Origin of the sequence: Streptomyces sp. NPDC047886, assembly GCF_043204435.1 — a bacterium.
Lineage (GTDB): Bacteria > Actinomycetota > Actinomycetes > Streptomycetales > Streptomycetaceae > Streptomyces.
The window spans coordinates 72321-84274 of sequence record NZ_JBIDCF010000013.1; the positions used below are offsets into that span (position 1 = coordinate 72321).

Genomic DNA, 11954 nt, shown 5'->3' on the forward strand with positions numbered 1-11954 from the left:
CCGGCGGCGGACAGAACGGCCCTTGCCCGCCGCCGGGGCTCCGCACGTCCGCCCTCCGGTGCGTTCCCGCTCCGGATCCGTGTGCTTCCCCGGCGGGAACGCCGGATCCGTGTGCCTCCCCGGCGGGAACGCCGGATCCGTGTGCCTCCCCGGCGTTCCCGCCGGGTCCGTGCGTACCGCCCGCGCGGCTCGTGGCACTCTCGGATCATGAAGACGATCCTGGTGACCGGCGGGACCGGCACGCTCGGCAGACACGTCACGGAACGGCTGCGCGAGGAAGGCCACGAGGTACGGGTCCTGAGCCGCCGGAGCGGCGAGTACGCCGTCGACCTGATCCAGGGCACCGGCCTGGACGCGGCGGTCGCAGGCGTCGACACGGTGGTGCACTGCGCCAGCTCGCCACGGGGCGGCGACGAGCGGGCCGCCCGCAATCTGATCGAGGCGGCGCGCGGGGCGGGCGTCGCCCATGTCGTCTACATCTCGATCGTCGGCGTGGACCGGGTGCCGCTCGGCTACTACCGGACCAAGCTCGCGGTGGAGCGGCTGATCGAGGAGTCCGGCCTGGGCTGGACCGTGCTGCGCGCGACGCAGTTCCACGAACTGGTGCTGACCCTGCTCCAGGGCTGCGCCAGGCTGCCGGTCATGCCGGTCCCCGCGGGCGTCGCCGACCAGCCGGTCGAGGTGGCGGAGGTCGCCGGGCGGCTGGCCGCGCTCGCCGCGGCGGAACCCGCGGGGCGGGTGCCGGACATGGGCGGCCCGCAGGTGCGGGCGCTCCACGACCTGGCGCGGGCGTATCTGCGGGCGACCGGCAGGCGGCGGCCGGTGGTGGGCGTCCCGCTGTTCGGGAAGGCCTACCGCGGCTTCCGGGCGGGCGGCCATCTGGCCCCTGAGCGTGCCGTCGGCACGGTGACGTTCGAGGAGTTCCTCACGCGCCGGTCGGCGGACGGCCGGGGCGAGGGCGGCGCTCGCCGCTGAACCAGGGCCCGCGACTCCCCCGGCGCCCGTGCGTCGCCCCGGCCGCTGGTCAGCGGCGGGGGGCGGCGAACAGGTCGTCCTGGGCCGCGTCGCGGGCCGTCAGGAGTGCGCCGCGCAGGACCGCCGCGCCACCGAGCGTGCTCGCCCGCACGTCGGTGCGCAGCGGCGACAGGGCCGCGAGCCGGGTCTCGACGCGGGCCGCGAGGTCGTCGCCGCCCGCGTGGCCCAGCTCGCCGCCGAGGACGACGCGCCCCGGGTCGAGTACGGCGGCGACGGCGGCCGCGCCGAGGGCGACACGCTCCGCGAGGGCGTCGAGGAACGCGTCGGCACCGGTCTCGCGCGCGACGCGCACCGCCACGGCGCCCGCCGGTTCGGCATCGCCGTCCCGGCCGTCGGTCACGATCCCGTACCGTCCCGCGAGTTCCCGGACGGCGGCCGATCCGGCCAGCGCGTGGAAGCCGCCCGCGCAGTCCGTCGCCGACGGCAGCCCGCCGGTACCCGGGACCGGCAGGAACCCGATCTCGCCCGCGCCGCCCGAGGCGCCGCGGCGCAGCCGGCCGTCCAGGACGACGGCCGCGCCGACGCCGTGCCCGAGCCACAGCAGCACGAAGGTGTCGCGGTCGCCCGCGGCGCCCTCGCGCTGCTCCGCGACGGCCGCGAGGTTGGTCTCGTTCTCCACCAGGACCGTCGCCGGCAGCCGTTCCTGGAGGGCGCTCACGAGCTGCCGGTGCCACGCCGGGAGCCCGGCCGAGTCACGGAGGGCGCCGGTCGCGGGGTCGATGAGACCGGGCGCGCCGATGCCGACCGTGTGCAGCCGGGTGGCGCCCGCCCGTCGTACGGTCCGCTCCAGCAGCGCGGCCGCCCGCTGGACGGCGGGGCCGGTGCCGGTGTCCCCGCCGATGGGCAGCGCCGCATCGGCGAGCGGGGTGCCCAGCAGATCGGTGACGGTGACCGAGACGCCGCGCAGCCGCACGTCGAGGGCGGCGAGGTGCGCGCGGTCGGCGACGAGGCCGTACACGCGGGCGTTGGGGCCCCGGCGCTCGGCGCCCGTCTCGCCGACCACCTGGACCAGTCCGGCGCTCGTGAGGCGTTCGACGAGGTCGGCGACGGTGGGGCGGGAGAGTCCGGTGAGCCCCTTCAGCTGACTTGCCGTCAGAGGTCCTTCGTCCTGCAGCAGTCGCAGGGCGAGCCGGTCGTTCATGGCCCGGGCGGTGCTGGGGGAGGCGGGGGCGGACGGCATGGCCCCGATCCTTTCAGACTTTTTTATCAGGCAGGGTTCCTGATAGTTTACCGGGCAACACTGGGGAGTGAAGGACCGGGGAGGGAACGTGCCGGATGACGGGGATGGTGTGGGCGGGACCGGGCAGGGCGGCGACGCCGGACGACGGCTGAGGAGGGCGCGGTTCGCCGTGGCCGCGGTGTTCTGCGTGCACGGCGCGGTGACGGGCAGCTTCGCGACCCGCATCCCCTGGATCCAGGACCACGCCGGCGTCGGCGCGGGACAGCTGGGGCTCGCCCTCGCCTTCCCCGCGCTCGGGGCGTCGGTGGCGATGCCGCTCGCCGGCGCGATCAGCCACCGGTTCGGCGCCCGCACGGCTCTGCGGGGGCTGCTCGCGCTGTGGACCTTGGCGCTGAGCCTGCCGTCGCTCGCGCCCAACGTGTACGGGCTGTGCGCGGCACTCTTCGTGTTCGGCGCCACCGCCGGCATGTCGGACGTGGCGATGAACGCGATGGGCGTGGAGGTCGAGAGCCGGCTCCACCGCTCCATCATGTCCAGCCTGCACGGCATGTGGAGCGTGGGCGCCCTGCTGGGTTCGGCGGCGGGCACGGTCGCCGCGCACTTCGGCACGGACGCCCGGGTGCACCACCTGGTCGCCGCCCTGGCCCTGACCGGGCTCGGCGCCCTGTTCTGCCGGGGCGTGCTGGATCTGCGCAGCGCCCCCGACGAGGACCCGCCGCCGAGGTTCGCGCTGCCGCCGAAGTCGGCGCTGGTGATCGGCGCCATAGGCTTCTGCGGTGTCTTCGCGGAGGGCGCCAGCCTCGACTGGTCGGCCGTGTACCTGCGCGACGAGCTGGAGACGTCGGCGGGGCTCGCGGCGGCGTCCACCACCGCGTTCGCGCTGACCATGGCGGTCGCCCGGCTGGTGGGAGACCGGATCGTCGACCGGTTCGGGGCGGTCCGCACGGTACGGGTCGGCGGCGTCGCGGCGACGGCGGGCGGCGTACTGGTGGTCCTCGCACCGCATCCGGCGGCCGCGCTGGCGGGCTTCGGACTGCTGGGGCTCGGGGTGGCCGTCGTCGTACCGCTGGCCTTCGCGGCGGCGGGGCGCAGCGGCCCCAACCCGAGCCAGGCCATCGCGGGCGTCGCGACCATCACGTACACGTCCGGGCTGATCGCGCCGTCGGCGATGGGCGCGGTGGCCGACGCGACATCGCTGACGGTGTCGTTCGCCCTGGTGACCGTGCTGGCGTTCGGCCTCGTGCTCGGGGCCGGCGTTCTCCGCACGGCCGGCCGGGCGCACACGGGCGCGAACGCGACGAAGCCGACGGCGCGGGAGCACACCGGCTGACGGCCGCCAGCCAGGACGGCAGCCAGCCAGGGCGGACGGCGGCCAGGGTGGACCGGGCGGCCAGGGCTGCCAGGGCTGCGGGCGACGCTTCGGGCCCTTCCGGGGGGACTACGCGCGGGAGAGCGGCCGCCGGTGGCGGTGGTTCGCGGATGGACGGCCCACGGGTGCATGCCACCGTCCCGGGCGGCACCCAGCGGGCCGGTTCGCGGGTGGACGGCCCTGGGAAGGGCGGTTCGCGGGTGGACGGCCCACGGAGGCCGGTTCGCGGGTGTACGGCCCTGGGAAGGGCGGTTCGCGGGTCTACGGCCCCTGGAGGGCGGTCCGGGGGCGGAGGGGCCACGGGGACGTTCGGCCCGGGTGGGGGCGTACATGTGTGCCCGTACCATTGCGCTGATCTTCCGCGGCCGGATCCGGCCGCCGTACCACTCGGAGAACTGGAGCGACCCCCATGAACCTCGGCGTGCGCTGGACCCTGCACGGCGACGGAAGGACCCCCGCTCCCGGGGCCGTGGTGCGGCCGGACGAGCGGCTCTCCTGGCCCCGTACCGCCGGGCTCGGCGCCCAGCACGTGGTGGCCATGTTCGGCGCCTCGTTCGTGGCGCCGGTCCTGATGGGGCTCGACCCCAACCTGGCCATCATGATGTCCGGCGTCGCGACGGTGATCTTCCTGCTCGCCACGCGCGGCCGGGTGCCGAGCTATCTCGGCTGCTCGCTCTCCTTCGTGGGCGTCGCCGCCGCGATCCGGGCGTCCGGCGGCTCCAGCGCCACGGTGACCGGCGCGGTCCTCGTGGTCGGTCTCGCGCTGTTCCTGGCGGGGCTCGCCGTGCGGCGCTTCGGCGCCCGGATCATCCATACGGCGATGCCCCCGATCGTGACCGGCGCCGTGGTGATGCTGATCGGCTTCAACCTCGCGCCCGTCACCGCGGCGACGTACTGGCCGCAGGACCAGTGGACCGCCCTGCTGGTCATGCTGTTCACCGGGCTCGCGGTGGTGTGTCTGCGCGGCTTCTGGTCGCGGGTCGCCATCTTCCTCGGCCTGGTCTTCGGTTACGTCCTCTCCTGGGTGCTCGACCTGGCCTTCGGCAAGATCCACTCCCCGGTGGGCGGCGCGGAGGCCGTGGACCACTGGCGGCTCGACCTCTCCGGGGTCGCCCGCGCGGACTGGATCGGGCTGCCGTCGTTCCACGCCCCGGCCTTCGAGTGGTCCGCGATCCTGGTCGCCCTGCCCGTGGTCATCGCGCTGATCGCCGAGAACGCCGGACACGTCAAGGCCGTCGGGGAGATGACCGGCGACCCGCTGGACGACCAGCTCGGCACCGCCATCGCGGCGGACGGTGCCGCGTCGATGCTCTCCACCGCCGTCGGCGGCCCGCCGAACACCACGTACTCCGAGAACATCGGCGTCATGGCCGCGACGCGCGTCTACTCCACCGCCGCCTACTGGGCCGCCGCGGGCTTCGCGCTGCTCTTCGGGCTCTGCCCCAAGTTCGGCGCGGTCGTCGCGGCGATCCCCGGCGGCGTCCTCGGCGGCATCACGGTGATCCTGTACGGCATGATCGGCCTGCTGGGCGCCCAGATCTGGATCAACGCCAAGGTCGATCTGCGCAATCCGCTGAACCTGGTACCGGCTGCGGCCGGCATCATCATCGGCGTCGGCGGCGTCAGCCTGAAGATCACCGACACGTTCGAGCTCGGCGGCATCGCGCTCGGCACCCTGGTGGTCATCACCGGCTACCACGTGCTGCGCGCCTTCGCGCCCGCCCATATGAAGGACCGCATGGCCGAGCAGGAGCCGCTGCTGGACTCGGGCACGTCGGCGTACGACTCCGGAAACGACGAGCGGCCTGCCGCCAAGCCCTGAGCCGCGGCCCTAGGGAGTGTCCGTCTCCCCCGCCTCCCCCAGCGGGAGCCGGGCCAGGACGACCGCCGAGACCGCCACCGCGTCCTGCCGGTCCGCCGGGATCAGCCGCCTCATCAGCCCGATCACCTCGGCGCTGAACAGCGGGTACAGCGCGCAGTCGTCGACGCTCATGGGGTGCCGGTGGGGCACCCGTACGTCCAGGAAACCGGCCCGCTCCAGCTTCCGTACGAAGTCCTCCTCGGACAGCGCACCGGCCACGCAGCCCGCCCACGCGGCGGGCTGCGTGAGGATCTCCGGCGGCAGGCCGTCCTGTCCGACGGTCAGGTCGGAGACGCAGAACCGGCCGCCGGGGCGCAGCACACGGGCGCATTCGGCCATCACACGGGACTTGCGGGCGGAGAGGTTGATGACGCCGTTGGAGACGATCACGTCGACCGAGTCGTCCGGGAGGGGGATGGCCTCCATCTCGCCCTGCAGGGGCTCGATGTTCGTCAGACCGGCGTCGGCGGCGGCCTCGCGGGTGCGGTGCAGCATCTCGGGCAGGAAGTCCAGGGCCAGGACCCGGCCGCCCGGACCGGTGCGACGGGCGGCGAGGATGGTGTCGATACCGCCGCCGCACCCGATGTCGAGGACGGTCTCGCCCGGCCGGATACCGGCGAACGGAACGTGGTCGGCCACGCCGAGGGCCCGGTCGACGGCGGCCCGGGGCACCTCGGCCAGTTCCTCCGGGGTGTAGAGCTTGCGGGCCACGGCGGCGGTGGACGCCGGGACGTTCCGGTAGGCGTCCCGTACCAGCTGTCTGACCTCGGCGCTGTGCATCAGGTCCCGGCTCATCACTCCAGCTCCTCCAGGGTCTCGTTCAACCGCGTCAGCACGTCCGACGGGATGTCCTCGCGGCCGGAGCCGAGCAGCAGCGCGCGCAGCTCGACGGCGAACTCGAGCTCGCCGCAGCAGCGCCGGCACAGGGACAGGTGCTCCTCGACCGCCGCGCGGTCCGCCTGGTCGACCGTGGCGTCGAGGTACTCCCACAGGTGCCTCACCGCTTCGGAGCAGGTGATCACCGCACTCCCTCCTTCAGCAGTCCGGTCTCCTTCGCGTAGTCCCACATCTGCTTCTCGAAGAGCTTCCGCCCCCGGTGCAGGCGGGCGAGCACGGTTCCCAGCGGCACGTGGAGGGCTGTCGCCGTCTCCTTGGCGAGGAAGCCGTGCATATGGACCAGGACGAGCGGGACCCGGTAGATCTCGGGCAGCCGCAGCAGCACGGCGCGCACGTCCTCGGGGCCGAATCCCTGGAGGAAGTCCAGGTGGAGGGAGTCCGAGTACGGGAAGGGGTCCTCGTAGGCGATCTTCTGGTAGAGGGAGAAGTTCTCGGCCTCGTCGAAGTCCACGGGAGCGGGCTGTCTGGCTCTGGCCCGTAGCCGGTCGCGGCAGCAGTTGACGAGGATCCTGCGCAGCCAGGCGGCGCCCGCGGCGGGATCACGGAGCTGATCGAGCCGTTCGAAAGCCTTCAGCATGCAGTCCTGTACGGCGTCCTCGGCGTCGCCCCCGACCAGCGAGCGGGCGATCGCGTACAGATGCGGAAGCTCCGCCCGCACCAGCCGGCGGAAGGCCTCCTTCTGATCGGTCTCGATGAGCCGCACGTCCGCCACACCACGTAGACGATCCCGGAGTCCGAGTTTATTGCGTTTTGCCCGATTGCAATAACGCGGGCGTCCTCGGTCGTCTCCCTACCAGTGCCGCAGGAGACCGTTCGGAGAGGACGTGGACACCATGACGGCAGTGGACACCCGGGCGCTGGAGACGAAGGTCAAGGACCTCTACCGGCATGTGGCGGAGCAGCCGTCCGGCCCCTATCACTTCGCGATGGGGCGGCCCCTCGCCGAGAGCCTCGGCTACCCGGCCGCCCTCCTCGACCGGGTGCCGGCGGAGGCGGTCGAGTCGTTCGCCGGTGTCGGCTGGTTCCTCGACCTCGCGGCCCTCCGGCCCGGGGAGAGCGTGGTCGACCTGGGCAGCGGCTCGGGCACCGACAGCTGCTGCGCCGCGCTGCTGGTCGGCGGCTCGGGACACGTCGTCGGTATCGACCTCACGCCGGAGCAGTTGCGCAAGGCGCGCCGGCTGACCGCCTCCGGGCCGGACGACGCGGCCGCGTTCCCCGAAGGGAAGGTCGTCGAGTTCCGTGCGGGCCGGATCGAGGATCCGCCGGTCGACGACGAGAGCGCCGACAGCAGCATCTCGCTGCTCGCGACCAGACCCGACCGCGGCGACCCCGCACCCCCCCGCGGCGTCACCCGGCGACCGACCGCAAGGAGGCACCCCATGACCACCGTCACCCACCGCCGGAACACCGCCGGCGGGAGCGGCACGACGCCGGGGACCGCCCCGGGTTCGCTCCGGCTCGGCTCGGCGCTGATGGCGCTGGCCGGACTGGCGTTCATCGCGTACGCGGTGATCTTCTTCATCCGCAACTTCACCGACGCGTTCCTGGAACTGGGCGTCGGCCGGGGCGAGGTGGATGTGGGCCGGTCCGACATCAGGGCGTTCAGCCCCGAGCTGTACGACTACATCGCGCATCTGCACATCGCGGTGTCCGGCTTCATCGCGGCGGCCGGACTGGCGACGGTCGCGCTCGCCTGGTTCGGGGTGCGCCGCGGCCTGCTGTGGGCGTACGTCACCGCGATCGCCGTCCCCGTGCTCGGGCTGGCCGTCGCGCTGCCCGCGCACTACCCGTTCGACCTCGACACCCTCGGCCACCTCGGCCTGATCTACCTGGCGACGGGCGTGTTCGTCGTCGGGGCGCTGATCGCCCTGCGGCCGCTGCTGGCGGCACACCGGGAGCGCGGCTGACCGTGGGCCGGTGGACGGTCGTTCGCCCGTTCCGGGGAAGCACGGCTCGATGACACCACGGAGGGCCCGCCGCCTGGGACGCTTCGCCCATGGCGCAGATCGACCAGTTCACCGGCCGCACCCGCACCACCCCGCCGCCCGCCGGCACCTTCCCGCCCGTCGGCACCTTCCCGCCCGCCGAGCCCCGCCTGTCCGTCGAGGCGGTCGTGGCGCGGATGCGGGCGCTGGGCGCGGGATGGCCGGAGAGGGACGGCGTGGCGGTCTTCAACCGGGTGTACCTGACCGTCACGGAGGAGATCGGACGACGGATCGCCGCCGGTGAGTTCACCGACCGGCGGGCGGCCGTCGCGTTGGACGTACGGTTCGCCGAGCGCTATCTCGCCGCCGTCGACGCGGTGGCGTCGGGCGGCCGGCCACCCGCCTGCTGGCGGCCCCTGTTCCAGTACCGGCGGCATCCGGGAATCCGGCCGCTGCAGTTCGCGCTGGCCGGGATCAACGCGCACATCGGGCACGACCTGGCCCTGGCGGTGGTGGCCGCCTGCCGGACGCTGGGCTGCGAACCCACCGCGCTGGAGGCGGAGTTCGACCAGGTCGGCGATGTCCTGACGCTGCTGGAGGAGCGGGTCAGGGAGGAGCTGATGCCGGGCCCCGACCTGCTGGAGATCGCCGATCCGCTGACGCATCTGCTCGGCTGCTGGAGTCTGGAGCGGGCCCGCGACGGGGCGTGGCTCGCGGCCCGCTCACTGTGGCAGCTGCACCGGCTGCCGGTGCCGGAGCTGGCCGAGGAGTTCACCGAACGCCTCGACCGCTCCGTCGGCCTGGTGGGGCGGATGCTGCTGACGCCGCTGACGCCGCGCGGTGTCTGATCCGCCCCGCCGCCGTGGCGCTCAGTCCTCGGGGAGCTCCACCGGGGCGATCTCGTCGAAGAGGTCGCCGGGGCCCGGGTTGGACGGGTCGGTGGCGCCGCCGAACTGGTGCATGACGCCCCACACGGCGTTGAGCGCGGTCTGCACGGCGCCCTCGGCCCAGCCGGCCGTCCAGGAGATGTCGTCGCCGGCGAGGAAGATGCCCCGCTTGTCCTCGGGCAGCAGGTCCTGCATGAAGTGCGTGTACAGACGCCGCTGGTAGCGGTAGTGGCCCGGCAGGTTGGCCTTGAACGCGCCCATGAAGTACGGCTCGTTCTCCCACGACACGGTCACCGGGTTGCCGATGATGTGCTTCCGGATGTCGACCTTCGGGTAGATCTCGCCGAGCGACTTCAGCATGACCTCCATCCGCTCGTTCGCGGACAGCGGCAGCCACTTCAGGCTGTCGTCGCACCAGGTGTACGAGAGGCAGATGACGGCCGGCTTGTCCGGGCCGTTGTCCAGCAGGTACGTACCGCGGGTCATCCGGTCGGTGAGCGTCATCGACATGACGTCACGGCCGGTCGGATTTCCGCTGTCGTCGACGGCCTTGTCCAGCCAGAACGGCCGGTCCACCGGCACGAACAGCTTGGACGACTCCATGTAGTGGGTGCGCTCCATCGCCGTCCAGTGGTCGATGGGGAACAGCGAGTCGTCGCAGGCGATCTTGGAGAGCAGCATCCACGACTGGGCGGTGAAGATCGCCGCCTGGTACGTGCGGATGTCGCCGTTCGCGTCGGTGACCGTGATGTGGTTGCCGGCGGTGCGGTGCAGCCGCGTCACGGCGGGCTTCGGCTCGCCCTCGTGCAGGGACTTCAGCGACGTGCCGAGCGGCCAGTGGACGATCTTCTCGGGCTCGCGCTCCCACAGCCGCAGCGGGAGCTGCTGGCTGCCGCCGACGATGCCGCGGTGGTGGTCGTCGGCCTCGGTGTAGACGACGCGGAGGATCTCCAGGATGGAGTTGGGGAAGTCGGTGTCCCAGCCGCCGGTGCCGAAGCCGACCTGGCCGAAGATCTCCCGGTGCCGGAACGACTTGAACGCCTCCGACTCGCAGAGGAAGCCGTAGAACGTCTGGTTGTCCAGCTTCTCGACCAGCTTCGCCCAGATCTCGCGGATGCGCGGGATGTCGCGCTCGCGCATGGCGCGGTTCATGTCGGAGAAGTCGGCGCCCTCCTCCAGGCAGGCGTTCCACGCGTTCATCACATCGCGGTAGACCTGCGGCAGGTCGTCCACCGTGGTCGCGTAGTGCGACTCGCCCTTCAGGTCGACCACGGTCGACGGGGTGGACTCGGCCAGCGGGTTCGGGAACGGCTTGGTCTCCAGGCCGACGAGGTCGATGTAGTGCTGGAGAGCGGTCGAGGAGGGCGGGAACCGCATCGCGCCCAGCTCGCAGTTGAGCTCGGGGTCGCAGCCGTCGAAGCCGACGGTGCGCAGCCGGCCGCCGATCTGGTCGGCCTCGTACACGACGGGCTTGAGGCCCATCTTCATCAGCTCGTAGGCGGCGATGATGCCGGAGAGCCCGCCGCCGATGACGGCGACCTCGGTGCCGTGCTCGGTCGCGGGTATCTGGCCGAGACCGGCCGGGTGGGCCAGGAAGTCGTCGTACGCGTACGGGAAGTCCGGACCGAACATGGTGATCGGCGGCTGAGCGTCGGTGTGCTGGACAGCGGTGGGCACCGTGGACGTCATGGGGTACGGACTCCTTGCACGGGTGAAGACGAGGGGGTGCGCTGAGCGGGGGACTCAGCTGAGCGGGGGCTCAGGTGGCTCGGTGACTCGCCGGCTCGGTGAGCAGCCGGCGCAGTGAGGTCGGGTGACGCGGATGTCTCGGGTGACGCGGATGTCTCAGCTGTCCCGGGCATCCCGCGTGAGAGACGTGTACAGGCCGGGGCGGCGGTCCCGGAGGTAGGGGTTGGCCTCGCGGGAGACCCGCAGGAGGTCCGGGTCGGCGTCGGCGACGATCAGTTCCCCGCCCCGGCCCGCCCGGGCGCGAGCGGTGCCGTCGGGTCCGGCCAGCGCGGAGAGTCCGACGAACTCGAACTCACCCTCCAGACCGGCCCGGTTGGCGTACGCCACGTACAGCTGGTTCTCGAAGGCACGCACCGGGACGACGGCCTCGGCGACCACCTCGGCGGGGTGCATCAGCGCGGTCGGTACGAGGAGGAGGTCCGTACCGGCGAGCGCGTGCGCCCGGACGTTCTCCGGGAACTCCACGTCGTAGCAGATCATCAGGCCGACGCGCAGTCCGCCGAGCTCCGCCTGGACGACGGGCCGCTCGCCGGGGGTGAACCACCGCTGCTCGAAGTCGCCGAAGAGGTGTGTCTTGCGGTAGTTCGCCAGCCGGGCGCCGTCGGCGCCGATCAGCTGCGCCGCGTTGTAGACGGGGGCGGGGGCGGTGGCGGTACCGGCTTCGGTGTCGGTGCCGCCCTCGCGCTCCGGGTAGCCGTAGGCGATGGCCAGGCCGTGGCGTACGGCGATGGCGGCGACGGCCTCGGCGGAGGGGCCGTCCGCCGGCTCGGCGAGCCGGGGGATGTCGGAGCCGATCGCGTAGCCGGTCAGGAACATCTCCGGGGCTACCAGCAGCCCCGCGCCGGTGGCCGCCGCGCTGGCGGCGGCCTCGTCCAGGACCTTGAGGTTGGCGGCGACGTCACCGAGCTGTCCGGAGCTCTGTAGCAGGGCGGTGCGCAGCGACATCTGGCGGGACCTCGTCTGGTGGGTGCGGGGAGGTGTCGGAGGAGACGTGAAAAAGGTACGTTCCGCCGTTCTGCCCCGACAAGACGCGACCGTTGCGGACCGACCG

At 72.9% G+C, this 11954-nt stretch carries 11 protein-coding genes; 5 read left to right on the forward strand and 6 right to left on the reverse strand.

All coding sequences use genetic code 11. The features are described 5' to 3' along the window. The first annotated feature begins 207 nt into the window (after positions 1-207). Entirely contained in the window at positions 208-975 is a 768-nt protein-coding gene (locus ACGF5U_RS29590) for an SDR family oxidoreductase (RefSeq protein WP_392717594.1), read from the forward strand. 49 nt (positions 976-1024) lie between these two features. On the opposite strand, the gene ACGF5U_RS29595 is transcribed toward ACGF5U_RS29590, so the two are convergent. Then, positions 1025-2215, reverse strand: coding sequence for an ROK family protein (locus ACGF5U_RS29595; RefSeq protein WP_392717596.1), 1191 nt, complete (start codon positions 2213-2215; stop codon positions 1025-1027). A gap of 88 nt (positions 2216-2303) precedes the next feature. Here ACGF5U_RS29595 and ACGF5U_RS29600 point away from each other — a divergent pair, with 88 nt between their 5' ends. Further along, positions 2304-3545: an MFS transporter gene (locus ACGF5U_RS29600; RefSeq protein ID WP_392717598.1), complete on the forward strand. Its 1242-nt coding sequence runs from the start codon at positions 2304-2306 to the stop codon at positions 3543-3545. A 448-nt stretch (positions 3546-3993) separates the two neighbouring features. Continuing rightward, on the forward strand, positions 3994-5406 hold the full coding sequence (locus tag ACGF5U_RS29605) for a uracil-xanthine permease family protein (RefSeq protein WP_392717600.1): 1413 nt from the start codon (positions 3994-3996) through the stop codon (positions 5404-5406). 9 nt (positions 5407-5415) lie between these two features. Here ACGF5U_RS29605 and ACGF5U_RS29610 read toward each other — a convergent pair whose 3' ends face one another. Genes ACGF5U_RS29610 through ACGF5U_RS29620 form a run of 3 tightly spaced genes read right to left on the reverse strand, consistent with a single transcriptional unit; the run spans position 5416 to position 7054 of the window. Continuing rightward, positions 5416-6240: a methyltransferase domain-containing protein gene (locus ACGF5U_RS29610; protein WP_392717602.1), complete on the reverse strand. Its 825-nt coding sequence runs from the start codon at positions 6238-6240 to the stop codon at positions 5416-5418. Then, positions 6240-6467, reverse strand: coding sequence for an anti-sigma factor family protein (locus ACGF5U_RS29615; protein ID WP_392717604.1), 228 nt, complete (start codon positions 6465-6467; stop codon positions 6240-6242). The genes ACGF5U_RS29610 and ACGF5U_RS29615 overlap by 1 nt, the downstream gene beginning before the upstream one ends. Next, positions 6464-7054, reverse strand: a complete 591-nt coding sequence (locus ACGF5U_RS29620) for an RNA polymerase sigma factor (protein WP_392818939.1) — start codon at positions 7052-7054, stop codon at positions 6464-6466. The genes ACGF5U_RS29615 and ACGF5U_RS29620 overlap by 4 nt, the downstream gene beginning before the upstream one ends. A 121-nt stretch (positions 7055-7175) precedes the next feature. Between ACGF5U_RS29620 and ACGF5U_RS29625 the strand changes: the two genes are divergently transcribed. Next, the gene (locus ACGF5U_RS29625; protein WP_392717608.1) at positions 7176-8249 is read left to right on the forward strand and encodes a methyltransferase domain-containing protein; all 1074 of its coding nucleotides are present in this window, start codon (positions 7176-7178) and stop codon (positions 8247-8249) included. 215 nt (positions 8250-8464) lie between these two features. Next, entirely contained in the window at positions 8465-9115 is a 651-nt protein-coding gene (locus ACGF5U_RS29630; RefSeq protein WP_392717707.1) for a DUF5995 family protein, read from the forward strand. A 21-nt stretch (positions 9116-9136) separates the two neighbouring features. On the opposite strand, the gene ACGF5U_RS29635 is transcribed toward ACGF5U_RS29630, so the two are convergent. After that, complete coding sequence (locus ACGF5U_RS29635) at positions 9137-10843, reverse strand: flavin monoamine oxidase family protein (protein ID WP_392717610.1); 1707 nt, start codon at positions 10841-10843, stop codon at positions 9137-9139. A 156-nt stretch (positions 10844-10999) separates the two neighbouring features. Then, positions 11000-11848, reverse strand: a complete 849-nt coding sequence (locus ACGF5U_RS29640; protein WP_392717612.1) for a carbon-nitrogen hydrolase family protein — start codon at positions 11846-11848, stop codon at positions 11000-11002. Positions 11849-11954 lie beyond the last annotated feature (106 nt).